Annotated in this window: 23 protein-coding genes and 1 tRNA gene; 4 read left to right on the forward strand and 20 right to left on the reverse strand. The window is 69.8% G+C overall.

Going from position 1 to position 23,777, the window contains the following annotated elements; genetic code table 11:
• Window positions 1-62: 62 nt before the first annotated feature.
• Window positions 63-413: a DUF952 domain-containing protein gene (locus tag HNR02_RS08140; RefSeq protein ID WP_179772557.1), complete on the reverse strand. Its 351-nt coding sequence runs from the start codon at window positions 411-413 to the stop codon at window positions 63-65.
• Entirely contained in the window at window positions 413-1,288 is an 876-nt protein-coding gene (locus HNR02_RS08145) for a DUF5926 family protein (protein ID WP_179772558.1), read from the reverse strand. Before HNR02_RS08145 ends, HNR02_RS08140 begins: the two co-directional genes overlap by 1 nt.
• 79 nt (window positions 1,289-1,367) lie before the next feature.
• Here HNR02_RS08145 and HNR02_RS08150 point away from each other — a divergent pair, with 79 nt between their 5' ends.
• A complete protein-coding gene (locus HNR02_RS08150) occupies window positions 1,368-2,522 on the forward strand; it encodes a cytochrome P450 (protein WP_179772559.1) in 1,155 nt (384 codons plus the stop codon).
• Here the strand turns inward: HNR02_RS08150 and HNR02_RS08155 are convergent.
• Complete coding sequence (locus tag HNR02_RS08155) at window positions 2,485-2,922, reverse strand: tautomerase family protein (protein WP_179772560.1); 438 nt, start codon at window positions 2,920-2,922, stop codon at window positions 2,485-2,487. The genes HNR02_RS08150 and HNR02_RS08155 overlap by 38 nt on opposite strands.
• A 71-nt stretch (window positions 2,923-2,993) precedes the next feature.
• Here HNR02_RS08155 and HNR02_RS08160 point away from each other — a divergent pair, with 71 nt between their 5' ends.
• Window positions 2,994-3,884, forward strand: coding sequence for a LysR family transcriptional regulator (locus tag HNR02_RS08160; RefSeq protein ID WP_179772561.1), 891 nt, complete (start codon window positions 2,994-2,996; stop codon window positions 3,882-3,884).
• Here the strand turns inward: HNR02_RS08160 and HNR02_RS08165 are convergent.
• The 12 genes from HNR02_RS08165 to HNR02_RS08220 form a co-directional block, all read right to left on the reverse strand.
• Window positions 3,881-4,801 (reverse strand): DUF4328 domain-containing protein, encoded by a 921-nt coding sequence (locus tag HNR02_RS08165; protein WP_218902715.1) that lies wholly within the window; start codon window positions 4,799-4,801, stop codon window positions 3,881-3,883. The genes HNR02_RS08160 and HNR02_RS08165 overlap by 4 nt on opposite strands.
• 5 nt (window positions 4,802-4,806) lie before the next feature.
• A complete protein-coding gene (locus HNR02_RS08170; protein ID WP_179772562.1) occupies window positions 4,807-5,157 on the reverse strand; it encodes a rhodanese-like domain-containing protein in 351 nt (116 codons plus the stop codon).
• Window positions 5,158-5,251: 94 nt separating this feature from the next.
• Window positions 5,252-6,862, reverse strand: coding sequence for a monocarboxylic acid transporter (locus tag HNR02_RS08175; RefSeq protein WP_179772563.1), 1,611 nt, complete (start codon window positions 6,860-6,862; stop codon window positions 5,252-5,254).
• Window positions 6,859-7,209, reverse strand: a complete 351-nt coding sequence (locus tag HNR02_RS08180; RefSeq protein WP_179772564.1) for a DUF485 domain-containing protein — start codon at window positions 7,207-7,209, stop codon at window positions 6,859-6,861. The genes HNR02_RS08175 and HNR02_RS08180 overlap by 4 nt, the downstream gene beginning before the upstream one ends.
• A gap of 315 nt (window positions 7,210-7,524) precedes the next feature.
• Window positions 7,525-9,306: a sodium/solute symporter gene (locus HNR02_RS08185; RefSeq protein WP_179772565.1), complete on the reverse strand. Its 1,782-nt coding sequence runs from the start codon at window positions 9,304-9,306 to the stop codon at window positions 7,525-7,527.
• A 43-nt stretch (window positions 9,307-9,349) separates the two neighbouring features.
• Window positions 9,350-9,847, reverse strand: a complete 498-nt coding sequence (locus HNR02_RS08190; RefSeq protein ID WP_179772566.1) for a hypothetical protein — start codon at window positions 9,845-9,847, stop codon at window positions 9,350-9,352.
• Window positions 9,844-10,668 carry a LytR/AlgR family response regulator transcription factor gene (locus HNR02_RS08195; RefSeq protein WP_179772567.1) on the reverse strand — a complete coding sequence of 275 codons (825 nt, stop codon included), beginning with the start codon at window positions 10,666-10,668 and terminating at the stop codon, window positions 9,844-9,846. Before HNR02_RS08195 ends, HNR02_RS08190 begins: the two co-directional genes overlap by 4 nt.
• A 48-nt stretch (window positions 10,669-10,716) precedes the next feature.
• On the reverse strand, window positions 10,717-11,568 hold the full coding sequence (locus tag HNR02_RS08200; protein WP_179772568.1) for a S49 family peptidase: 852 nt from the start codon (window positions 11,566-11,568) through the stop codon (window positions 10,717-10,719).
• Complete coding sequence (locus HNR02_RS08205; RefSeq protein WP_179775780.1) at window positions 11,565-12,848, reverse strand: sensor histidine kinase; 1,284 nt, start codon at window positions 12,846-12,848, stop codon at window positions 11,565-11,567. Before HNR02_RS08205 ends, HNR02_RS08200 begins: the two co-directional genes overlap by 4 nt.
• Before the next feature lie 78 nt (window positions 12,849-12,926).
• Window positions 12,927-13,832 carry a DNA-formamidopyrimidine glycosylase family protein gene (locus HNR02_RS08210; RefSeq protein ID WP_179772569.1) on the reverse strand — a complete coding sequence of 302 codons (906 nt, stop codon included), beginning with the start codon at window positions 13,830-13,832 and terminating at the stop codon, window positions 12,927-12,929.
• A 2-nt stretch (window positions 13,833-13,834) separates the two neighbouring features.
• Complete coding sequence (locus tag HNR02_RS08215; protein WP_179772570.1) at window positions 13,835-14,275, reverse strand: DUF983 domain-containing protein; 441 nt, start codon at window positions 14,273-14,275, stop codon at window positions 13,835-13,837.
• Between the two features lie 84 nt (window positions 14,276-14,359).
• A complete protein-coding gene (locus HNR02_RS08220) occupies window positions 14,360-15,805 on the reverse strand; it encodes a sigma-70 family RNA polymerase sigma factor (RefSeq protein ID WP_179772571.1) in 1,446 nt (481 codons plus the stop codon).
• Window positions 15,806-16,031: 226 nt separating this feature from the next.
• On the opposite strand from HNR02_RS08220, the gene HNR02_RS08225 reads away from it, so the two are divergent.
• Window positions 16,032-16,104 (forward strand) — tRNA-Gly (locus HNR02_RS08225).
• Window positions 16,105-16,603: 499 nt separating this feature from the next.
• On the opposite strand, the gene HNR02_RS08230 is transcribed toward HNR02_RS08225, so the two are convergent.
• The 4 genes from HNR02_RS08230 to HNR02_RS08245 form a co-directional block, all read right to left on the reverse strand.
• Entirely contained in the window at window positions 16,604-18,937 is a 2,334-nt protein-coding gene (locus HNR02_RS08230) for a translocation/assembly module TamB domain-containing protein (protein ID WP_246338523.1), read from the reverse strand.
• Window positions 18,938-19,010: 73 nt separating this feature from the next.
• Entirely contained in the window at window positions 19,011-19,766 is a 756-nt protein-coding gene (locus HNR02_RS08235; protein WP_312860944.1) for an amino acid ABC transporter ATP-binding protein, read from the reverse strand.
• Window positions 19,763-20,575, reverse strand: a complete 813-nt coding sequence (locus HNR02_RS08240; RefSeq protein WP_179772572.1) for an amino acid ABC transporter permease — start codon at window positions 20,573-20,575, stop codon at window positions 19,763-19,765. The genes HNR02_RS08235 and HNR02_RS08240 overlap by 4 nt, the downstream gene beginning before the upstream one ends.
• A gap of 28 nt (window positions 20,576-20,603) precedes the next feature.
• The gene (locus tag HNR02_RS08245; RefSeq protein WP_179772573.1) at window positions 20,604-21,425 is read right to left on the reverse strand and encodes an ABC transporter substrate-binding protein; all 822 of its coding nucleotides are present in this window, start codon (window positions 21,423-21,425) and stop codon (window positions 20,604-20,606) included.
• Between the two features lie 208 nt (window positions 21,426-21,633).
• Between HNR02_RS08245 and HNR02_RS08250 the strand changes: the two genes are divergently transcribed.
• Window positions 21,634-22,158 carry a hypothetical protein gene (locus HNR02_RS08250; RefSeq protein ID WP_179772574.1) on the forward strand — a complete coding sequence of 175 codons (525 nt, stop codon included), beginning with the start codon at window positions 21,634-21,636 and terminating at the stop codon, window positions 22,156-22,158.
• 129 nt (window positions 22,159-22,287) lie between these two features.
• Here HNR02_RS08250 and HNR02_RS08255 read toward each other — a convergent pair whose 3' ends face one another.
• Window positions 22,288-23,715, reverse strand: coding sequence for a M20/M25/M40 family metallo-hydrolase (locus tag HNR02_RS08255; protein ID WP_179772575.1), 1,428 nt, complete (start codon window positions 23,713-23,715; stop codon window positions 22,288-22,290).
• Between the last annotated feature and the right edge of the window lie 62 nt (window positions 23,716-23,777).

Genomic DNA, 23,777 nt, shown 5'->3' on the forward strand with positions numbered 1-23,777 from the left:
TGTTCCTTCACCGAGACCACGCATGGACGCCCCCTCAGGTTGTCCGACCTCAGGTGGACGCCTCAGCGGGGGTCCCGTTGCGCCAAACTCGCGGGTAGCCGGAAGGTGCCGTCGGGGCCTGGCGGGAACGGGTGCACGGCCACCACGGCTTCGACCGGAATGCGGCCGTAGACATGCGGAAACACGACTCCTTCTGGGTGAGGAGGTTCGCCGGTCTCCCAGCGCAGCGGCACGTCCAGGCGGGCCGGGTCGATTTCCAGCAGCACCAGGTCCGTGCGGCCGCGATAGAGCGCGTTCGCCGGGATCGCCACCGTGCCCGGGTCGGAGCAGTGGATGAACCCGACGGTGTCGAGGGACGGGGCGCGGTAGTCCTCGCCCCTCCACTCGTCCGCGCCGCAGAGGTGCAGGATCACTAGCGCAGTGTCAGCTGGCGGCCGACGAGACCGTCGCGGGCACGTCGTTCCGTGGCGGTCAGCGGTTCGGCGTCCACGGATTTCAGCGCCTCCTCCAGCCGGGCGCCGAGCTGCTCGGCCGGCTCGGCCCACTCGCGGGCGTGCGCCTCCGGGTCGAGGTCCCACACCGGCACCAGCAGGCCGTGCGCGCGGAACGACCCGGCGTAGCGGGAGCCCTCACCGAGCGACAGCTCGCCCGCCGCGGACAGTCGCGCAAGCGCTTGCATCAGGCGGCCTTCGGGCTCGCGCCGCACCCACCGCAGGTGCGCCTTCTCCCCGGCCAGCACCCAGTACGAGCCGGTGCCGAGGCGCTCCGTCGGCATGATCGCCTCGTTGGCCCGCTCCAGCGACACCTTGACCTCGCCGCTGGGGTCGGTGTCCTCGGGCAGCCACCAGTCGAAGTTCGGGTGCAGGGTGACGTCCGGTTCGGCGTCGGCCACCAGCAGGTCCTGCAGGCGCTCACCCTCGGCGGGGGCGCTCGTGGTGTCCGGCACCGGCAGCACGTCGCCCGGCTCGGCGTCCAGCGCCCAGCGGATCGCGCGGCCGAGGTCGCGGCTCACGTCGCTGGACCGGGTCTGCACCTGCAGCCCGACGAAGACCTCACCGTCGGAGCGCACGAACGCGGCGGCGGCCATCGGCAGCACGGTCGCGAGGGTGACCGGACGCTCCGGCTCGTCCACGAGGGACAGCGGCGCGGTGGCCGACGGCACGAACTCACGCAGCGCGATCAGCTCCGGCTCCGCGGCCAGCCCCTCGAACGGCTGCCCCACGAACACGTCGCGGATCTTCGGTGCCTTGTCCTTCTTCGGACCGCGCTTGCGTGCGCCCTTGCCCATTTCGCCTCCTCGTAACGCCTGGCCGCAGACGCTACCGAACAGCGCACGGCGCGACGGACCGGGGATTAGGCTCGTGGTCGTGTTCGATCCCCGTGACCCGGCCTTCCTCGCCGACCCGTATCCCGAATTCGCCCGCCTGCGCGCGCAAGCGCCGGTGCACCGGCACGACGGGCTCGGCCTGGCGATCGCGGTGTCGCACAGTGCCGCTTCGGCCGTGCTGCGGCACCGCGGGCTCGGCCGGATCTGGACCGACGCGAGCCCAGCCGAGCAGTTCGTCTCGTTCAACCTGCTGCACCGGAACTCGTTGCTGGAGAACGAACCCCCGGTGCACACGCGGCTGCGCCGGTCGATTTCGTCGGCTTTCGGGCGCGGGCACGTGGAGCGGTTGCGGCCCACGGTCATGAAGCTGGCGGACGGGCTGGTGGAGAAGCTGGCCGTGGCGGGGTCGGGTGACCTGCTGGAGGTGCTCGCGCAGCCACTGCCGGTCGCGGTGATCTCCGAGCTGCTGGACGTGCCGGAGGCCGACCGGCCGCGGCTGGTCCCCTGGTCGAACGCGATCGTGAAGATGTACGAGTACGGGTTGTCCGCGGAGGGCAGGGCGGCCGCCGAGCGCGCGGCGACCGAGTTCGTGCAGTTCCTGCGTGAGCTGGCCGCGCGGCGCCGCCGCGAGCCGGGCGAGGACCTGATCACGGATCTGCTGGCTGCCGAGCTCAGCGAGGACGAGGTGGTCGCCACCGCCGTCCTGCTGCTGATGGCGGGGCACGAGGCCACGGTCAACGTGATCGGCAACGGCGTGCGGGCCCTGCTCCGGAACCCGGACCAGTGGCAGCGCCTCGTCGAAGACCCGGACCTGGTGGACACCGCCGTCGAGGAGCTGATCCGCTTCGACGCGCCGCTGCAGTTGTTCGAGCGGACCGCGACCGAGGACGTCGAAATCGCCGGTTTCCGCGTGGCGCAGGGCGAAAAGATCGCGGCGCTGCTCGGCGCCGCCGCCCGCGATCCGCAAGCGTTCACCGATCCGGATGCACTCGACGTGGGCCGGACCGAGGGCACGCATCTCGGTTTCGGCGCCGGGATCCACTACTGCATCGGCGCGCCGCTGGCGCGGATCGAGATCGCGGCTGCGCTGTCCGCCCTGATCCGGCGGCTGCCCGGGCTGCGGCTCACGGCCGAACCGGAGCGGCGGCCGGAGTTCGTCATCCGCGGCTTGCGGAACCTGCCGGTGACGGCGTGACCGTCATGCGCTCGTCGTAGCCGGTCTCGGGATCGACCATCCGGCCTGCCGCCCACCAGTTCTCACTGTTCGTCTCCACCACGCACAGCAGGACGTCCTCGGCCGGGACGTCGGCGTAGAGCCGCAGGTTGGCGACGATCGCGGCGAACAGCCGCGCCTTCTCGTCCGGTGTGCGGTTGTTGAAGAACAGCTGGATGGCCAGGACGCGCTCGCCCCGCCGCAGACCGAACGCGACCGGCTGCATCTGCACGTTGTCGTGGTCGAACTCGTGGAAGAAGTGGAACTGGTCGTCGTGCGGGATCTTCAGGATGTCGACCATCGACCGGTGGATGCCGAGCGAGACGTTCCGCCGGAACTCCGGGGTGGTTCCCTTGCGCAGATGGATGTTGACCCAAGGCATGCCAGTCACGCTAGGAGCGGAATCGGCATTCCTCCAGCGAATGATCCGCATGACCAATATGCTTGCGATTCATGTTCCGCGACGTGACGCTGACCGGTCTCCGCGTGCTGCGCGAGGTGGCGGAGCGCGGCACCTTCACCGCGGCCGCCGAAGCCCTGGGCTACACGCAGTCGGCGGTGTCGCGTCAGGTGGCGGCACTGGAGCAGGCGGCCGGTGCCCGGTTGTTCGATCGGCATCGCGAACGGACGCGGCTGACCACGGCGGGCCGGATGCTGCTGCGTCACGCCGTTGTCGCTCTCGACGCGCTCGACGCCGCGGACCGGGAGTTGCGCGGCGTCGAGGGCGGCCGGGTGCGGCTGGGTTTCTTCGCGACCGCCGGTGCCGTACTCGCGCCGCGCGCGCTGGCGGCGGTCGGCGGCCTGCGGATCGTGACGCGTGAGGGACCCACGCCGTCGCTGGTGCGGGCGCTGCGCGGCGGCACTCTGGACGTCGTCCTGCTGTCCTCGCGCCCGCCGCACCGCTCACCCGACACCGACGCGCCGCCGCTGCACGTCGAACCGTTGCTGGAGACGCGGCTCGCCGTCGCCGTACCCGCCGACGCCCGCTTCGGTGAGCACGTAACGGCCGGAGAAATCGCGGCCGAGCCGTGGATCGCGAGCCCGGCGGCGGCGGACGAGCCGCTGCTCGGGGTGTGGCCGGGGCTGCCCGGACGCCCGCCGGTGGCGCACACGGTCCGCGACTGGCTGACGAAACTGCAGTTGGTGGCGTCGGGCGCGGGTGTCACCACGGTCCCGCCCGACCTGCTGCCGGTTCTTCCCGCCGGGGTGCGGCTGGTGACGATCGACGACGTGGCCGAGGAGGTGCGGCGCGTCAACCTGGTCCGCCTGCCGGGCGCGCCCACGCCCGCGGTCGACGCGCTGACACACGCCCTGCGAGACGCCGCGGCCGAGCTGATGGCCTAGCGGGCCGCGCCGGCCGGGCGCGCCGTGTGCGGCTCGGGCTCGGGCGCGCCCTTCACCGAGCGCACCTGCAGCGGCCGCAACCGATCGGTGCGGACCGGGGCCAGCAGCGTCGTCAGGCGGTACACCAGCACCGCCGTCAACCCGGCCAGCACGGCGGCCGAGGTGTTCAGCAGACCGGTGAGCAGGACCGCGTCGGCCATCGCCTGGACGCCGTCCTTGAAGCGCCAGCCGATGACCAGCAGCATCAGCACCTGGTTGACGGCCCACGCCGCCCACCACGCGAGCACCAGCCGCGACGGGCGGGGACGCCGGGCCGGGGCGCGGCCCAGCACGAGGTGTTCCAGCTCGGCCAGGATCGAACCGGCCATCACCAGGTTGACGCCCGGCACCAGTACCCCGGCGACGATCTCACCGGTCGAGCGCGCCGGTTCCTGACCGGCGGCGTCGGCGGCCGCGCCACGGGCGACCACCAGCCACCACAGCGCCGACCCGATGCCGATCAGTCCGAACACGACGGTCAGCAGCGACGCGATGATCTCCAGCGCATCCGAGAAACCCACGGTCGCCGCGTTCAGGGCCGTGGTGCGGCTCATCGCCAGCAACGCGTAGCGCCAGAACTCCGCCCCGGCGGCGACAGCGGCGAGACCGGCCAGGAACCACAGGACCGTGACCGCGTTGCGGTGCAGCACCCGCACCCGCTCCACCGGACTCGGGTAACCCGACGGCGTACCGGGCACAGCGGTCGGCACGCGCCAGGTCAGGTGCGGGAAACCCCACCGCGGCGGCACCGGGTAGGACGGCGGGCCGCCGTAGTGCTCGACCGGCCTCGACGGCCGTGGACGGAACGCACCCGGCGGCGGAGACGCCACCCAGCGGACCCGCGGCCGCGCGCGGTAGGGCCTCGGAGTCGGGTGCATGGGACCTACAGGACCTCGGGTGGGCCGTCGTGCTCGCCGACGACCGTGCGGCCCTCGGTCTCCCAGGACTTCATGCCGCCCGCCACGTTGACCGCGTCCCAGCCGCTCGCGTTGAGCCACGCCGCCGCCCGCGCCGAACGGCCACCGGTGCGGCACACCACGTAGAGCGGCTTGTCATCGGGCAGCTGGGCCAGTTCCGCGGTGCGGGCCGGCAGCTCGCCGAGCGGGATGTGGACCGCGCCCGGCGCGTGCCCGGCGTCCCACTCGTCCTGCTCACGAACGTCCAGCAACACCAGCCCGTCCGCGGGCAGCTCGGAGACGGACGCGGTCGGGATGTCACCTGGTTGCACGTTCACATACTGACACGCACCCCCATCAACTGCACGTGAACCCCGGAACGAGGAGAAGGCCACCCCCGGCGTCCGGAGGTGGCCTTCCCTGGCACGTGGATCAGTGCGTCGTCGCCTTCTCGGCGTGGGCGCCGGTCAGCGAACGGACCTCCATCTCCGCGTACTTCTGCGCGTTGTGCTCCTTCGACAGGATGGTGCCGAGCCAGCCCAGCAGGAACGACGCCGGGATGGACACCAGGCCGGGGTTCTCCAGCGGGAACCAGTGGAAGTCGACGCCCTTGATCATCGGCTTCGACCCGCCGGACACCGCGGGCGAGAACACGATCAGCACGATGGTGATGACCAGGCCGCCGTACATGCTCCACAGCGCGCCCTGGGTGTTGAACCGCTTCCAGAACAGCGAGTACAGCAGGGTCGGCAGGTTCGCCGAGGCCGCCACCGCGAAGGCCAGCGCGACCAGGAAGGCCACGTTCTGGTTCTTCGCCAGGATGCCGCCGACGATCGCCAGCGCACCGATCACCAGCGCGGTGATGCGGGCGACGCGGACCTCGGCCTGCTTGCTGTCCACCTGGCCCTTCTTGATCACGTTGGCGTAGACGTCGTGCGCGAAGGACGCGGACGCGGTGATCGTCAGACCGGCCACCACCGCGAGGATCGTCGCGAAGGCGACCGCGGAGATGAACCCGAGCAGGACCGGTCCGCCCAGTTCGAGCGCCAGCAGCGGCGCCGCCGAGTTCGTCCCGCCCGGCGCCGAGTTGATCGTCTGCGGCCCCACCAGCGCACCGGCGCCGTAGCCCAGCACCAGGGTGAACAAGTAGAACACGCCGATCAGCACGATCGCCCAGACGACCGATCGCCGCGCTTCCTTGGCCGTGGGCACGGTGTAGAAGCGCATCAGGACGTGCGGCAGACCGGCGGTGCCCAGGACGAGCGCGATGCCCAGCGACAGGAAGTCGAGCTTGCTGGTCCCGGACTTGCCGTACTGCTTGCCCGGATCGAGCAGGGCCGCGCCGGTCTGGCCACCGCGGTCGACCGCGCCCTGCAGCAGGCCGGAGAAGTTGAACCCGAACTTCACCAGCACCCAGATCGTCATCGCCAGCGCGCCCAGGATGAGCAGCACGGCCTTGATGATCTGCACCCAGGTGGTGCCCTTCATGCCGCCGATGAGGACGTAGAGGATCATCAGCACGCCGACGACCGCGATGACCGCGTTCTGTCCCCACTCGCCGGTGATCCCGAGCAGCAGGTTGACCAGGCCGCCGGCCCCGGCCATCTGTGCGAGCAGGTAGAAGAACGACACCGCGAGGGTCGACACCGCCGCCGCGGCCCGGATCGGGCGCTGCCGCATCCGGAACGCGACCACGTCGCCGAGGGTGAACTTGCCGGTGTTGCGCAGGAGTTCGGCGACCAGCAGCAACGCGACCAGCCACGCGACGAGGAACCCGATGGAGTAGAGGAACCCGTCGTAACCGTTGAGCGCGATGGCGCCGGCGATACCGAGGAACGACGCCGCGGACAGGTAGTCGCCCGAGATCGCGATGCCGTTCTGCGGGCCGGTGAACGAGCGGCCCGCCGCGTAGTAGTCGGACGCGGTCTTCGAGTTGCGGCTGGCCCGGAACACGATCACGAGCGTGATCGCCACGAAGACGGCGAAGATGATGATGTTCAGCGTCGGGTTGCTGCCCTCGACGCCCTGGGCCAGGTTCATCACTGGGCGTCTCCTTCGATCTCGCCGCGGATCTTGTCGGCGACCGGGTCCAGCTTCCGGTTGGCGTACCGCACGTACAGGCCCGTGATGAGGAACGTCGACACGAACTGCAGCAGGCCGATGAGCAGGCCGACGTTGAAGTTACCGGCGATCTTGGTCGACATGAAGCCGTGCGCGTAGTCGGCGAGCAGCACGTAGACGAGGTACCAGACGAGGAAGAGGACGGTCATCGGGAAGACGAAGGTCCGCAACCTCTTGCGGAGCTCGGCGAACTCGGGGCTCGCCTGCACCTTCTGCCAGTTGTCGCCCGGACCCGTCTCGTCGACGAGGTCCTGGTCGCTGGTGCTCACGGGACAACCTCCCTGTCCATGGTCTCTACCTCTTCCGGTCGTGTGATGCGGGTAGATCTTGCCGTGAAACGTGAGACTTGTTGTTAATCCTTTTGAGTGAATGATCTTACGGAGAGTTGACGATCTTACGCCGGTTTGACGTCGATATGTCCAGATCGAGAAACACCAATCGAGAAAAATTCGCCGATAGGTCAACCGAAGGTAAAGAGAACCGCCAATCGAGTGAAAACCGGATGGGTCAGAAACCCCCGGCCCCGCCGCTCGATCGTGGCGTAGGCCTGAACGTCCTGCCGCCGGAGATCGCGGAGCCGACGCCTACTTGCGGTGCCTGCCCCGGCCCATGCGCGCCCGCTCCTCGGCCTGCCCGAAGCGCGCCACGGCCCGGTCACGCATGAAACCGAGCCGGTCGGGGGCGTGCAGTCGCAGCATGACCGCGTTGACGTCGGCCGGTCTGCCGTTCGGGGTCGCGAGGCTGACCAGCACCGTCACCGCGAACGCGACCGGCACCGTCACCAGCGCGGGCTGGTCGGTGAACCACGGCGCCCAGTCGCCGGTGAAGCGGCTCAGCAGCCCGGCCACCAGTGCGGCCAGCACCAGCACGCCACCGATGATCATCCCCGCCATCGCGCCCGGCCAGGTCAGCCCGCGCCACCACACTCCGAGCAGCAGCAGCGGCGAGAACGTCGAGGCGGCCAGCGCGAACGACATCCCGACGCTCAGCGACAGATCGCCGGGCCGCAGCAAGAGCGCCAGCGCCAGCGGTACGAGCCCCACCACCAGCGCGGCGATCCGGAAGTCGAGGACGCGCCCCTTGGACAGGTCCGTCGACACCACACCGGCGAGGCTGACCAGCAGTCCCGACGACGTCGACAGGAACGCCGCGAACGCGCCCGCCAGCACGATCGCGCCGAGGACCTGCCCGCCCACGCCCGGCAGCATCGCCGACGGCAACCGCAGCACCGCCGCGTCCGTCTGGCCGGTCAGCAGCAGCTCCGGCACGTACATCCGGGACAACGCGCCGAGGATCGTCGGGAACAGGTAGAACAACCCGAGCAGCAGCAGCACGTGCACCGTGGTCCGGCGCGCCGCCCGGCCGTCCGGGTTGGTGTAGAAGCGGACCAGCACGTGCGGCAGCCCCATGGTGCCCAGGAACGTCGCGAAGATCAGCGAATACGTTTGCAGCAGATCCTCGAGCCCGTCCGAACCGGGTCGCAGCCACTCGGAGTTGGTGACCTTCGCGTCGCTCACCGTCGGCACCGGGGTCCCGGCCGGGAACGCCACCTGCGTGCCCTCGGCCAGTTCCTGTGTCGAGCCCTGCACCCACACCTGCTCGTGCGGCGCCGCTTCGCCGGGATGCCGGATCATCACCTGCGTCAGGGTGTGCACGTCGAACGCCACATCGGTGCGGATGTCCACTGTGGTCCCGGACGCGAACACCGGCGGCACCGGCGAGCCGAGCGATCCGGCGGGCCCCGGCTTGCCCCCCGCCAGGAACACCGCGCACAGCACGAAAGCAGGCACCGCGATCGCGAACAGCTTGAGCCAGTACTGGAACGCCTGCACCACCGTGATCGCGCGCATCCCGCCCGCCATCACGTTCACCCCGACCAGCACGCTCACCGTCACCGCGCCGGCCCAGGCAGGCACGTTCAGCACCGTGGTCAGCGCCAGCCCGGCGCCCTGCAGCTGCGGCACCATGTACAGGATCCCTACGAACACCACGAAGAACGTGCCGCACCGGCGCAACGCGACCGAACCGAGCCGTGCCTCCAGGAAATCCGGCAACGTGTAGGCGCCCGAACGGCGCAGCGGCGCGGCCACGAACAACATCAGCGCGAGGTAACCGGCGGTGAACCCGATCGGGAACCACAGCCCGTCGGCCCCGTCCTTGAGGATGATGCCGGTGATGCCGAGGAACGACGCCGCGGACAGGTACTCGCCGGAGATGGCGGCGGCGTTGCGGCGGGAACGGACGGTGCGGCGCGCGACGAGGAAGTCGTGGGTGGTGTTGGCGAACCGGGACGAGCGGTGACCCAGGTAGAAGGTCAGCACGGCGACTGTCGCGATGCCGCTCAGCGCCCACGGATTCAGCTGCACGTTCGGGATTGTCCCCTGCCCCGGTTCCCGGTCACCCGGCCGGTCACGACTCGATCATGTCCACGAAGTCCCGCTCGTGCCGCTCGGCCAGCCGGTTGTAGGCCAGGCCCGTGAGCAGCAGCAACGGGAACGGCAGCAACCCGAGCAGCAGCCACGCCAGCGGAACGCCGACCACGCGCAGCGCCGCGAAACCCGGCCACAGGTAGAAGGCCAGCGGCAGAGCGCCGAGCAGCACCAGCACCAGCGCGCTCAGCCCGATCGCGGTGCGCAGCTGGTGCTTGACCAGATCGCGGATCAGCAGCTCGCCCCAGCTGGTCTGCTGTTCCAGCCCCAGACGGGCCCGCAGCGTCGGGGGGGTCCTGCGCGAGCGCGGATCGGCCAGCACGACCCGCTGCCGCTTCGGCGGTTTCGCCGGTTCGGCCGGTTGTTCCGGTGGCGGCGCCGGGGACACCGGTTCGACCGACGCGGGCTGGTAGTTCCTGCCGAGCGTCGGGTCCGGCTCCCGGACCCCGTCGGCGCGACGCGTGAAATCCTCGGTCATCGACCACCCGTGAGGCGGTCCTTGAGCTCACGGGTGTGCCGCCGGGAGACCGGGAGCAGCTTCTCGTCGTTGCCGATCACGACCTGGTAGCCACCCTGCCCCATGCGCAGCTCGGTGATCAGGTTCAGCGCCACCAGGAACGACCGGTGGATGCGCACGAACCCGGCCTTCTCCCAGCGTTCCTCCAGCTGGGTCAGCGGGATGCGCACGAGATGGCTGTTGCCGTCCTTGGTGAACAGGCGCGCGTAGTCGCCCTGCGCCTCCACCCAGCAAACCGACGAGCGCGGCACGAGCTTGGTGGTCCCGGCGAGCTCGACCGGGATCACCTCGTCGTCGTCCGGTTCGGCGGGCGCGGCCGCACCGGTGGTGGGCGGGGCCACCGTCTTGAGCTTCTCCAGCACCCGGTCCACGGCCCGGTCCAGCCGGTTCTGGCTGCACGGTTTCAGCAGGTAGTCGACCGCGCCGAGGTCGAACGCGTTGACGGCCTCGTGCGCGTGCCCGGTGACGAACACCAGCACCGGGGCGGGACTCATCGCGTTGAACACGCGCGCCATCTCCATCCCGGACAGACCGGGCATCTGCAGGTCGGCGAACACCGCGTCGATCGCGGGCAGGCCCTGGTCCTTGCGCTCACGGATCTCCGGATCGTCGGAGGCCAGCACGCGCAGCGCCTCGGACGCGTCGACCGCGGTGAAGACACGACCGATGTGCGGATTGCCCCGCAGCGTGTCGACCAGCAGGTTCAACCCGTGTGGCTCGTCGTCCACGGCCAGGACGAGCAGTCTTCTGGTGTCTAGTTGCGCACTCACAGTGACTCGCATCCTGCCTAGGACCGGGTGCGATGTCCATACCGCTTGCGGGCGAGGACCCTAAATTCCGTAGCGTGACCAAGCCGCTCGCTGTGATACCGCTTCCAGGAGCGCCTGGGCGGCTGCGGGGGCGCCGAAGCCAAGGCGGGCCAGCAGCGGCTTCTTCGGCTCCGCGATCACGATCTCCGCGTCCGGGAAACGCTGTTCGACGACCTGCCGCAGGTTGCCGATGCCGTCGACCAGCCCCAGCGCGGCGGCTTTCGCGCCGAGCCACACATCACCGGTGAACAGCTCCTCGTCGAGGTCGAGCCGGTCGCCGCGGCGCTCCTTCACCCAGTCCACGAACATCTCGTGCAACTGGGAGTGCATTTTCTTCAACCACTCGACGTCCTCCGGCTTCTCCGGGATGAACGGGTCGAGCCGCTTCTTGTTCTCACCGGCGGTGTGCACGCGCCGTTCGATGCCGAAGCGTTCCAGCAGACCGGTGAACCCGAACCCGCCGCTGATCACCCCGATGGAGCCGACCATCGACGTGCGGTGCGCGTAGATCTCGTCGGCGGCGCAGGCCAGCCAGTAGCCGCCGGAAGCGGCGACGTCCTCGCAGAACGCCAGCACCGGCACACCCGGCTTCTTCGCCGCGAGCTGGCGGATGCGCTCCGCGACCAGACCGGACTGGGTCGGTGCGCCACCCGGCGAGTTGATCAGCAGCGCGACCGCCTTGAGCCGGTCGTGGTCGAACGCGCGGGTCAGCGCGGACTCGACGGCGGCGAGGTTGATGGTGCCGCGCGCCAGCGGCGAGGGCGTCGGCGTGATCACCCCGTGCAGCTTGACGACGGCGACCACGTCCCTGCGGTCGCCCCGGTCGCCGATCTTCGAAATCCTGCTGCTCAGCCTGTCCGTCACGCTGGTCATGGCGACAGGTTACGGACTCCTTCGGATTTGTGCAGACGCCCGTTGCGGGCCGGCTCCGGCGGCGCGTCGCCGTAGTCCGGCAGGTCCGTGCGCACCCCCGGCGCGAACTTCGGCACCCGCAACGTCACCTTCATCCCGGCGCCCGGCGCGGTCTCGACCATCAGCGCGTACTCGTCGCCGAAGAGCTGCCGCATGCGGGCGTTGATGTTGCCCAGCCCGACGTGCGCGCCGGTGCGGTGCGAGTTGCGCAGATCGGCCAGCCGCGCCGGATCCATGCCGATGCCGTCGTCCTCGACGCTGATCAGCGCCTCGGTGCCGTAGTCGGACGCGGTCACGGTGACCATGCCGCCGGTCGGCTTGTTCGCCAGACCGTGCTGGACGGCGTTTTCCACGAGCGGCTGGATGATCAGGAACGGCACCACCACCGACAGCACCTCGGGTGCGATCTTCAACCGCACCTCGAGGCGCCCGCCGAAGCGGGCCCGCTCGATCGTCAGGTAGCGGTCGATGTTGCGCAGCTCGTCGGCGAGCGTGGTGAACATGCCCGAGGTGCGGAACGAGTACCGCGTGAAGTCGGCGAACTCCTGCAGCAGCTCGCGGGCCTCCTCCGGATCGGTGCGGATCAGCGCGGAGATCGTGTTCAGCGCGTTGTAGATGAAGTGCGGCGAGATCTGCGCGCGCAGCGCCTTGATCTCGGCCTGCTGCAGCTGGTGCTTGGACTCCTCGAACCGGGCCAGCTCGAACTGGGTGGTGACGAACTGGGCGACCGCGTCGGCCATCTGGACGAGCCGCTTGCCGGTGGAGCGGCCGACCACGATCAGCGCGGCCTCGACCTCGTCCTCGACCAGCAGCGGCACGATGACCGCGGTTTTCATCTTGCAGGTGCCGCGGTGGTCGCAGGGCACGTCGTCGTGCGAGACGACCTCACGGCGCGCCTTGCGGATCGACGTCATGACCGTGCCGCTCAGGTCCAGGTAGTGGTCGTTGGCCTCGCCGTCCCACGACACGAGCGTGCCCTCGTTGTCGGTGATCCCGATGGCGACACACTTGAGCAGTTCGAGCAGCTGCGAGGTGATGCGGTCGGCGCTGGCCTGGTCGAACCCCTCGCGGAGATCCGGCGTGGCCCGCGACATGTGGTCGACGGCCTCCAGCACGGCGTCCTCGATCGAGCTGCCCGGTTTGCGGGACCGCACCAGCAGGACGATCACCACGATCAGCAGAACACCCGCCACGCTCCACGGGATGATGTGCGAGATCGGCATACCGGACACGGCGTCAATGCTCTGCGCTCACCGGGCCGGGTGCAAGCTCTTCAGCACACTTTCTGTGCAGGATTCGCCACCCTTCGGGGTGACGGCCTACTTGAGCAGCCGCGACAGCCTGCGGTCGGCGAGCGGCTTGCCACCCGTCTGGCACGTGGCGCAGTACTGGAAGGACTTGTCGGCGAAGGAAACCTCACGCACCGTGTCCCCGCACACCGGGCACGGCAGGCCGGTGCGGGCATGCACCCGCAGGCCCGAGCGCTTCTCGCCCTTGAGACGGGCGGCGTCCTGACCGACGGAGCGCTCTACGGCGCTCGTCAGGATCTCGCGCATCGCTTCGGCCAGGCGGACCAGCGCCTCGTCGGACAGCTTGCCCGCCGTCGCGAACGGCGACAGCTTCGCGGCGTGCAGGATCTCGTCGGAGTAGGCGTTGCCGATCCCGGCGATCACAGTCTGGTTCGTCAGCACCCATTTCAGCCGCTCGGACCGGCCGGACAGCAGCCCCGCAAGCGCTTCCCGGTCCAGGGACAACGCGTCCGGGCCCAGCCGCTCGATGCCCGGCACCTCATGCGGGTCCCGCACGACCCACACCGCCAGGCCCTTCTTCGTGCCCGCCTCGGTCAGGTCGAACCCCCGGTCGCCCTCCCGTCGCCCACCACCACCCTCAACGGAGGCGCTCCGCGCCGCCGGCCCGTCAATGTGAACCCGAAGAGCGATCGGCCCCTTGCCCGGCTTCGGCGGCGCGGGCGAGAGGTTGTCGGCCCAGCGCAGCCAGCCCGCGCGGGCCAGATGCACCACCAGGTGCAGGCCGCCGCAGTCGAGGTCGAGGTGCTTGCCGAACCGGCCCGCGCCGGTGACCTCGCGGCCGTGCAGGTCGGTGTAGGGCGGGTCGAACGTCTTGAGCACCGCCAGCGACGCCACGTCGACCCGGCTGACCAGCCGCCCCACCGCGTGTTCACGCAGGTGGTGCGCCAGCGCTTCGACCTCGGGCAACTCCGGCATCGCTACTCCATCGGCCGCAACGGGCCCTCGAAGTCCGGGCCCGCCTCGCGCTGGATCGTCTTCGACAGCTTCGTCATCTCACCGCGGACCCGGAACATGCCGGAGATGATCCCGACCCAGCGCTCCGGCACCGCCTCGCCGTTCATGCCGCCATCGGTCTCCGCGACGACCGTCCACGGCCGGTTCAGCACCCACCGCAACGGGAAGAACACCGCGATCAACAGCAGGCCGTAGATCACCCACGGCGGCACCACGACCGAATCGGGCAGCCACGCCACGAGGATCACGGCCAGCAGCACGCACACCGCCAGCATCGCGATACCCGGGCCGTAGCTGCCGGAGATGTCACGCTCGAAGTCCTCGGCGGTTGCCGGGCGGCGCCATTCCATCTGCGCGCGGACGACCCACTCGCGGCCGTCGCCACCCCGCACCACGCGGTTCATTTTCGCTGCCTCCCGCTACGGTCGAACGCTCCGACAACCGTAGCGTGGCCGCGGGCGTGCGCGCGAGACGCGGACGAAGATCAGCTACCCGGACGAGCCCTGGCCGGAGCGGTCGTGATCGTGGTCGTTGTCGACGCCGATGCGCAGCAGCCACCACCAGTAGGGCGACCGATCGTGCTCCGACTGCGTCGGCCTGTCCTTGTCCCGGCCCCAGCCCCGGCCCGGCTTGTCCCGGTCCGAGCGGTCCTTCGTCGAGTACGTGGTCCCGTCCGTGGTCGGCAGGTCATCACGCGCGGTGCCGGTGCTCGGGGACGACTTCGTCGGCTCGACCGGATCGGACCGGCCGCTGCCCGTGCTCGTCCCCGCCGAGGCGGGCGGCGACTGCTCCTGGACCGGCGGGTCGGTCCGCGACTTCGTGGCGGGCGGGTCCGGCGACACCGGCGCCTTCGCCACGGGCGCACCCGGATACGGCAACGTCACCTCATCGGGGGCGATCAGCACCTGCGGCGGCGAACTCAGCTTCGACTCCGGCGTGCTGATCCGCAGCTCCACCCCGCCCTGCGCGGGCAGGCCCATCGGCTGCGACTCGTCGACGATCGCGGGCCCGACCGCGAACCCGACCACACCCGCGGCCGTCGTCGACGCCAGCGCGACCCCGATCTTGAGCTTCGACAGCAACATCGTCTTCACCGTCGTCAGCACGCCGGACGCGGCACCACCACCGGACGCGGCGCCCGCCGCGGCCACCGACGCCGGCACCAGCAGCGCGACCACACCGGCGTGCGCCCGCAGCGACGAGCACACATCCCGCAGCTCGGCGTGCATCGCCCGGCACGACGGGCACCCCAGCAAATGACCGCGGATCCGCCGCGCCTCCGCACCCGTGACACTGCCCGCCGTGTAACCACCCAGCTTCTCGATCACGCCACGGCAACTGACATCGGAAATCCGGTTCATCGCCAGATGCGCCTGCAGATACGCCGCGCGCAAACCCTGCCGGGCCCGCCGCGCCAGCGCCGCCGTCGCGTTCGCGGACAACCCGAAATGCGGCGCCACCACCGCGGGCTGCTCACCCTCGACCTCGGTCTGCCACAACACGGTGCGCCACCGCTCCGGCAAACTCGTGAACGCGGTGGTGATCAGACTGTGCTCCGCCGTGCGTGCATGCGCGTCCGCACCCGCACCCGCGCGGTGCGTCAACTCGTCATCGGTGACCGGCACATCCCGGCGCGCACCATGCCACTCCCACGACACCCGGCGCGCGACCGTCAGCAGATACGCGCGAATATGCTCCTTCGGGCCGTTCCCCCGGCGCAACGCCTGCAACACGCGGAAAAACGTTTCGGCGGTGATGTCCTCCGCCTCGGAAGCATCAGCGGCCAGACCACGAGCCAGTCTCCGGACGGCGGACGCATGCAGCTCGAACAGCTCCCGGAACGCGGCGTCCTCACCGGCACGAAGCCGGCTCAGCAGAGCAGCCTCGTCCTCCGATGCCGCACGCTGCTCCGGCACCGCCGCGTCTTCCGTCATGCGGCCAGCCACCTCCTCCCCCGCGGGACTAACCCGTTCGGTTGAATGGAGACACCATACGGAGCGAAACGCTCGGCGTCACCTCTTGTACTCCCCGAGTGACCGGACTTCCCTCCGACAGGCGACACACCCTCCCGACCACCCAAGATCACCCCACAACAGCCACCCCGTCAACCCGTCGAATCGCACCGGTATAGACTCAAGGCGCACCGGACAACGGCGCAATGCGGACGTAGCGCAGCTGGTAGCGCATCACCTTGCCAAGGTGAGGGTCGCGGGTTCGAATCCCGTCGTCCGCTCTCGGTCACCTGGGCATCCCTGCTCGCGCTGCGCGCTCGCCGGGGTGCCCTCGTCATTGCATTGGGGGTCGGACCCCCACACCCCCGCCAGGGCGGGCTTCGCCCCCCTGGACCCCCCGGCCCGGTGCCGGTTGCGTGGTGATGTTCACCTGATCGGGTGTTCCGTCGCTGGCCCTCGGCGTGGCCGCCGGGGTGGTTATTCGGTGTTTGCCCTTCCGGGTGCCGTGTTTGCCCTTCCGGGCAGCGTGTTGGCCGCTCCCGACGCGGGGGGCGCCGGGAGGGCGGCAACGGAAGTTGCCAGCACGCGCACTGCCCGGACCTCCTCCGCCCCTCATCCCAAGCCCGCTTTAGTCGCTGATCAGCGGAGTCAAGGCACGCTTTCCCGCCTTGACGCCGCTGCTCAGCGACTAAAACACTCCAACCGGAGGGGCGGGGGAGGTCGCACCCAACGCAACCACCTACCGGCCGCCAACGCGCCCAGCGGTCACCCAGCATCAGCTCAGGACTCGCGGCGGATCATGCGGCCCGCGCCCGCGGCGACGGTTGTCGCCAGGATCCAGCCCATCGCGGTGAACCCGTTGCTCACCCACTTGTCCAGATCGTGCATGTACCAGCGGCCCTTGTTGCCGAAATCGACGATCGGCACCAGCAGGTCCGCCGTGTACAGCACCGGATTCCACTCCAGCCCGGTCTCCTGCTGATCGACCGCGCACCGCGGACCACTCACCATGTAGCGGACGGGATCGCTGGTGCACGAGTCGGTGGCGGTGCCGAAGTAGATGCTGCCCGCCGCGAGCAACATGATCAACCACGCCAGCGCACGCACCGGGCGGTAGCCGTAGCCCACCATCCACCGCTGCAACCAGCTCCACAGCCGCACACCCGGACCCAGCACCCGGTAACCGGCGGCAAGCGCTTCGTACCGGTACTCCTGCTTCTTGAACAGCACGGTCGAGGCGTGCTCCTCGTTGCCGCTGTTGCGCAGCATCGCGGCGAGCTGGTCGTAGGGCCCCGGCCGGTAACCGGCCATCGCGGTGCGCAGCCGACGGATCCGGTCGGCGACGGCCGCGTCGTCCTTCATGTCGATCGGACGTTTGAGCACGTCGTAGCGGAAATCCTCCAGCTCGATACCGCCGTCGGCGTCCCAGAACTCGGTGTTGTCCTCCAGCGTCTGGCAGTGCGCGTGCCGCAGCACGATGCGGCCGGTGGCGGCCTTGCCGAAGTTGAGCAGGAACTCGTCGGCGCTCACGTCGCTGGCGTCCAGCGCGATCGCGTGCTTGTTGGACGCGCCCAGCACCGCGCCGGTGAAGTCAATGCGGCGCCCCGAACTCGCGCCGTCCATGTTCACGCCGCCCTCGGCGTGGAACGGCTGCTGCTTACCGGCGCCGGTGAGACTGATGTCGCGGCCCACCCGCACCGTGCGCAGATCCACCGAGAAGCTCGTCTTGTTGCGCACCGCGGGTTTCGTGACGTCGGTGCCGTAGAGGTAGACGCTGCCGCCGACCTCGATGCCCTGCAACCGCAACGTGCCCTCGATCGTCGCGCCGTGCAGGTGGAAGTTCCCCCCGACCTTCATGCGGCGCGCGGACACCACGTCCCGTTTCGCGTGGCTCAGCTCCGTCCGCCCGGCGAGCATGTTCCCGCGGACCGTCACGTCCGCCATGCGCAGCTGGCCGGACGGGATGGACAGGCCGGTCGCCTCCAGATCACCGTTGATCTGGGAACCGTCGAGGTGCAGCGCGCGGTCGTAGAACGGCTCGACAGTCCCGCGCGGCACGGTGATACGTGCCCGCGCGAGCCGCAACGTGCCGCCGATCCGCCCGTTGATCATCCGCAGCGTGCCGGTCGCGGCCAACCCGTCGGACAGCTCGACGTTGCCGTCGACCTGCCACCGGTCGCCGACGAGCGCGGGCCACGGGTCGACGTAGGGATCGCTGGACTTCCACGCCTCGACGACGATCCGGCCCCGCTGCTCGCTCTGCAGTTCGGCGGCACGCAGCACGATGTCGCCGTTGACGCGGATGCTCGGCAGATGCAGCACGCCGCGCGCGGAGAACGGCCGCCTGCTGCTGGTGGCGCCGTAGTTGTCGACCTCGCACAGCAGGCTGCCGCCGATGTGGGCGCCGTTGCCGTCGAGGGCGAAACCGTCCCGGTTGTTCAGGCGGGCGCCGGAAAAGTTGACGTTACCGCCGGTGCGCATACCGGGGAGGCGGACCTCGCCCTCGGCCCGCATGCGGTAGGCCAGCAGCGCGCCCGCGATGATCAGCCGGTCGGCCTGGATCGCGCGGCCCTGCGGGTAGTCGACCTCGGTGCGGGTCAGCACCACGGACCCTTCGACCACGGCGTCGGTCAGGTTGATCGCCGCGTCCGGCACGCCGCGCTCGCGCGTGTCACCGCGCTGGACGGCCGTCTCGTCCTCGCCGCTGTCCGGCAGGACCTGCACGACGCAGCGGATCAGGCGGACGTCGTTGCGGCTGCGCAGGTTGCGGGCCTTGAGACCGGGCAGCCAGCAACGGCGGAACACCAGACCGAGGATCTTGGCCTCACGCACGTCCGGCGGGTACTCGAACCGGCAGTTCTCGAACCGGAACAGGCAGTCCAGGTCCGCGCCGCGCAGATCGAGCCGCCCGGTGATGTAAGCGTTTTCCACGGCGACGATCGGCGCGTTGCTCGCCTGGCGGCGCCACCGCAGCAGACCACCGCTGCCGGGTTCCAGCAGGGGTTTGAGCAGCTCGTCGGCGGTGAGGTGGTAACGCCGGTCCGGCACGCCCTTGAAGGGATCCAACGTCGGCAACTCCGGCTGCCCACCCTGTCCCGGCTGCCCACCCGGCATTCGTGACCCCCTCGCCGCACCGATCGCCACTCTGGTCCGACGATCGTCGCGGACGAGGGGTTCCCTTGGCTACCTACTCCTCGACATGGGCCGGGTTCAGCACGCGCGACAGGAACGTCTGGGTGCGCTCGTGCCGCGGGTCGCCGATCACCTGGGACGGCGGGCCCTGCTCGACGACGATGCCGCCGTCCATGAACAGCACCACGTCGGCCACCTCGCGGGCGAACTGCATCTCGTGGGTGACCACGAGCATCGTCATGCCGTCGCGGGCGAGCTGGCGCATCACGGCGAGCACGTCACCGACGAGTTCCGGGTCCAGCGCGGACGTCGGCTCGTCGAACAGCATCACGTCGGGGTCCATCGACAGCGCCCGCGCGATCGCGACGCGCTGCTGCTGGCCACCGGACAACTGCGTGGGCAGGGAGCGTTCCTTGCCGGTCAGCCCGACCTTGCGCAGGTTCTCCAGCGCGACCTTCTCGGCCTCGGCCTTGTCGCGCCTGAGGACCTTGCGCTGCGCGATCGTCAGGTTGTCCAGCACCGACAGGTGGCTGAACAGGTTGAACGACTGGAACACCATGCCGATGCCCCGCCGCGCGCGGTCGATGTCGATGTCCGGGTCGGTCACCTCGAACCCGTTCACCGTGATCGAGCCCTGGTTGGGCTCCTCCAGCAGGTTCACGCAACGCAGCAGCGTCGACTTGCCGGAGCCGGACGGCCCGATGATGCACACGACCTGGCCGCGGCGCACCTCCAGGTCGATGCCCTTGAGCACCTCCAGCTTGCCGAAGGCCTTGTGCAGTCCGGAAACGCTGACGATCGTGTCGCTCACGCCTCCACCACCTCCAGTCCCCGCGCGCCCTTGCGCCCGGTGCGGCGCTCCAGGTACCGGGACAGGTAGCCCAGCGGGATCGTGATGATCAGGTAGCACAGCCCGGCGAGCAGGATCGGCGTCAGCGACCCGGTCGCGTTCAGGCCCTCGCGGCCGAACTTCGTCAGCTCGTACTCGTCGCGGGCCAGACCCAGCAGGTAGATCAGCGACGAGTCCTTGGTGAGCAGGATCAGCTCGTTCGTCAGCGGCGGCAGGATGATCCGGAACGCCTGCGGAATGACGATCGAGATCATCGCGCGGCCCTGCGACATCCCCAGCGACCGAGCCGCTTCCCGCTGCCCGGGTGGCACCGCCTGGATGCCCGCGCGGATCGTCTCCGCGATGTAGGCGGATCCGACCAGTCCCAGCGACAGCATGACGGTCGAGTAGATGTCGAACTTCAACCCGAAGGCGAGCGGCGCACCGAATCCGAGCGTGATGAACACCAGCAGCGCGGGCACACCGCGGAAGAACTCGATGTAGACGGTCGCGATCCAGCGGTACGGCCCGACCGACGACAGCTTCATCAGGGCCAGCACGAGCCCGACGGCCAACCCGAACGCGAACCCCAGCGCCGTGTAGACGATGGTGTTGACCAGCGCCGTCGAGATGATGCCGGGGAACTGCTTGCTCGCTGCGTCCGCGTTGAAGAACGCGCGCTGGATCTCACCCCAGTCGGCCACGAAGGCCAGCACCAGGATGACGATCACCAGCAGCGCGTACTGCGCGCCCCGGAACGCCCGGGCGCGCTTACGGCGAGACATCGCCACGGTGGAACTCCTCGCAGAAGTGGCGCGCTTACTTGCTTTCCGGCAGCTTGTTGAACCACTTCTGGTAGATCGAGTCGTAGCGGCCGTCGGCCTTGGCCGCGGTGATCACCTCGTTGACCTTGGCCAGCAGCGCGCCGTTGCCCTTGCGCACCGCGACACCGTACTGCTCACCGGTCTTGAACTCGGTGGTCACCTCGACGTCCGGGTTGGTCTTGACGAAGTCGTAGTGCACGGAATTGTCGTTGATGCCCGCGTCGATCTGACCGGTCTTGACCGCGCTCTGCTCCAGGGCGAGATCTTCGAACTGGACGATCTCGTAGCCGTACTTGTCCTTGTTCTCGGTGGCGTAGGTCTCACCGGTGGTGCCCTGCTGGACACCGAGCTTCTTGCCGCGCAGCTTCTCCAGGCTGTCGATGCCGGAGCCCTTCTTGACCAGCAGCGCCTGGTTGGCATCGAAGTAGCCGACCGAGAAGTCCATCACGGCCTGCCGCGTCGGGTTGATCGTCATCGCCGCGGCAGCCACGTCGCACTGCCCGGTGTTGAGCGACTCCCCGGACTGGATGCCCTCGAACGGGGTGTCGAAGATCTTCTGCTTCACGCCGAGGTTCTCCGCGACGAGATTGACGAGGTCGACGTCGAAGCCGACGGTCTGGTCACCCTCGGTGAACTGGAACGGCGAGTAGGGCAGGTGCGTGCAGGTGGTGAGGAAGCCCTCTTCCTTCAGGGTGATCTCCCCGCCGGCCTGGGTGTCGCCGCCGGTGTTGACCTCCTCCGCGCAGCCCGCCGCGGTCGCGGCGACGGCCAGAGCGGCCGAAAGGACAAGCGCACTGCGTAACGATCGACGCGACACGGTGTACTCCTAGTAGGTCATACTTATCGAGTGCACGCATCCTGCCACTTGTTGGTCGTCACGCACAGCATCGAGTGGCCGTGGACGCATTTCGCGTCTGCCTGGTAACCAGCCGGTAACACACGGGTGACCACCGGGGTCGTGCAGCAGACGACGTTGCAGCGCCCTGACGCGGTGGACTGTCGGACCCACCAGCGAGAATCACGCCATGTCCGTGACCGCGTTCGCCGACGAAACCAAGGCGAGCGGCTACCTGCTCACCGTCGCCGCGCTCCTGCCGGCGGACCTGGCCGCCGCTCGCCAAGTCATGCGCGGCCTCGTGATGCCCGGCCAACGGCGCATCCACTTCTTCAAGGAGAGCGACCGGCGCCGGAAGCAGATTCTGGACGTCATCGCGGAGGTACGTCCGCGGATCGCCCTGTATGACAGCTCAGGACACCACCGGCGGCAGCAGCGAGCGGTCTGCCTCACGGCCCTGCTTGCGGACCTGGCCGCCCGGCAGGCGCGAACACTGGTTCTGGAGCGGGACGATGCGGTACTCGCCGAGGACCGCAAGGTTCTCTACCGGCTGGTGCGCGACCTGCGGTGCTCGGAAACCCTGCAGTACCGGCACCACCGCGCCCACGAAGAGCCTCTGCTCGCGATCCCCGACGCCCTTGCGTGGTGCTGGCAACGCGGGGGCCACTGGCGGACGCGGGTGAAGGAGATGGACGCGGCGCTGAGGGTGCTCTGATCCGGGCCGGAATGCGCGAAACCCGGCCCGCCCACCGTCCGGAAGGCTGCCGGGTTCACTTCGACAGGTCTAGTGACCTGCGCGACCTTCACGATACTCGCGGGCGGCGCGCATCTCAAGCCGCGCGGCTCAGCCCCGCGCGTGGGCGTCCAGCATGTGCGCCACCGCTTCCGTGAGCCGCCGCGCCTGGGCCAGGTGCAGCCATTCGTCGGGGACGTGGGCGTTCGAGTCGGGGCCCAGTGCACCGGTGACCAGGAACTGGGCCTCCGGGTACTTCTCGCCCAGCAGGCCCATGAACGGGATCGATCCGCCGAGCCCGACGCTGCGCCACGGGGCTCCGAAGACCTCCTCGCTGACCTGCTCCAACGCGGCCGACAGCCACGGGGCAGCGTCCGGGGCGTTCCAGCCGTCGGCGGCTTCCACGCCGGACAGTTCCACCGCCGCGCCGTAGGGCACGTCCGTGGTCAGCGCCTTCTCGACAGCGGCGAGCGCGGCCGCCGAATCGGCCGTCGGGGGCAGGCGGAAGCTCAGCGCGAGCGTGGTCGAGGAGCGCAGGACGTTGCCGGCGTTCGCCGGTTCCGGGAAGCCCGCGCCACCGATCACGGACAGCGTCGGGCGCCACGACTGGTTCAGCAGCAGCTCCAGCTCGTCGTCCGACACCGGGGTCATACCGGGCATCAGCGGGAACGAACCGCTGATCGCGCCGGGGGCCACCGACACCGTCGCGGCAGCCTCGGAGCGGCGGTTGCCCGGGATGTCGACGTTCAGCTCGGCCAGCTTGATCGCACCCGTCGCCGCGTCCTCGATGCGGTCCAGCAGCTGCCGCAGCACGCGGAACGAGCTGGGCACGACACCGCTGGCCAGGCCGGAGTGCGCCGCGGCCGCCAGCACCCGCACCGTGACGTGCACCTGCGCCAGCCCGCGCAGGCTCGTCGTCAGCCACAGCCGCTCGTAGTCGTTGCCGCCCGAGTCCAGGCAGACCACGAACGTCACCCGGCCCAGCCGGTCGGCCAGGTGCTCCAGGTACCGCGGCAGGTCCGGGCTGCCCGACTCCTCACCGGTTTCCAGCAGGATCACCGATCGCGCATGGGCGCCGCCCGCCGCGTGCACGGCTTCCAGTGCCGCCGTCGCGGCGTAGCCGGCGTACCCGTCGTCGGCCGAGCCGCGGCCGTACAACCTGCCGTCGCGGACCACCGGGGTCCACGGGCCGAGCCCGTCGCCCCAGCCGCCGACCGGGGGCTGCTTGTCGAGGTGGCCGTAGAGCAGGACGGTGCCGCGGTCCTCCGCGCCGGGCGTCGCCGGGACATCGACCAGCAGCACCGGACTGCGGCCGTCCACCTCGACGACGTCGATCTTCGCGCCGGGCAGGTCGCGAGCGGTGATCCACTCGCGCACGTGCCGCACGGCGGCGGCGAGATGCCCGTTGGCCGCCCAGTCGGCGTCGAACGCCTGTGACAGGGCGGGGATCTCCACCAGGCCGGACAGGCTCGGAAGCACCTCGTCCGCCCAGAGGCGCTGAACGGTTTCACGCACGGTCGTCTGCTCCACCCGCGTCATTCTGCCAGCCCTGCGCAGGTCACAGTTCGGCTCCGCATTGGCGTCCACCCGTGACCCGTCAC

It is taken from the genome of Amycolatopsis endophytica (assembly GCF_013410405.1).
Classification (GTDB): Bacteria; Actinomycetota; Actinomycetes; order Mycobacteriales; family Pseudonocardiaceae; genus Amycolatopsis_E; species Amycolatopsis_E endophytica.

Excerpts from the sequence above, each read along its gene's own strand:
- HNR02_RS08155 (WP_179772560.1), bottom strand. The coding sequence starts at position 2,922 with ATGCCTTGGGTCAACATCCATCTGCGCAAGGGAACCACCCCGGAGTTC.
- HNR02_RS08215 (WP_179772570.1), bottom strand. The coding sequence starts at position 14,275 with ATGAACCGCGTGGTGCGGGGTGGCGACGGCCGCGAGTGGGTCGTCCGC.
- HNR02_RS08160 (WP_179772561.1), top strand. The coding sequence starts at position 2,994 with ATGTTCCGCGACGTGACGCTGACCGGTCTCCGCGTGCTGCGCGAGGTG.
- HNR02_RS08230 (WP_246338523.1), bottom strand. The coding sequence starts at position 18,937 with ATGCCGGGTGGGCAGCCGGGACAGGGTGGGCAGCCGGAGTTGCCGACG.
- HNR02_RS08195 (WP_179772567.1), bottom strand. The coding sequence starts at position 10,668 with ATGCGAGTCACTGTGAGTGCGCAACTAGACACCAGAAGACTGCTCGTC.
- HNR02_RS08250 (WP_179772574.1), top strand. The coding sequence starts at position 21,634 with ATGTCCGTGACCGCGTTCGCCGACGAAACCAAGGCGAGCGGCTACCTG.
- HNR02_RS08145 (WP_179772558.1), bottom strand. The coding sequence starts at position 1,288 with ATGGGCAAGGGCGCACGCAAGCGCGGTCCGAAGAAGGACAAGGCACCG.
- HNR02_RS08165 (WP_218902715.1), bottom strand. The coding sequence starts at position 4,801 with ATGCACCCGACTCCGAGGCCCTACCGCGCGCGGCCGCGGGTCCGCTGG.
- HNR02_RS08220 (WP_179772571.1), bottom strand. The coding sequence starts at position 15,805 with ATGACGGAAGACGCGGCGGTGCCGGAGCAGCGTGCGGCATCGGAGGAC.
- HNR02_RS08255 (WP_179772575.1), bottom strand. The coding sequence starts at position 23,715 with ATGACGCGGGTGGAGCAGACGACCGTGCGTGAAACCGTTCAGCGCCTC.
- HNR02_RS08210 (WP_179772569.1), bottom strand. The coding sequence starts at position 13,832 with ATGCCGGAGTTGCCCGAGGTCGAAGCGCTGGCGCACCACCTGCGTGAA.
- HNR02_RS08190 (WP_179772566.1), bottom strand. The coding sequence starts at position 9,847 with ATGACCGAGGATTTCACGCGTCGCGCCGACGGGGTCCGGGAGCCGGAC.
- HNR02_RS08200 (WP_179772568.1), bottom strand. The coding sequence starts at position 11,568 with ATGACCAGCGTGACGGACAGGCTGAGCAGCAGGATTTCGAAGATCGGC.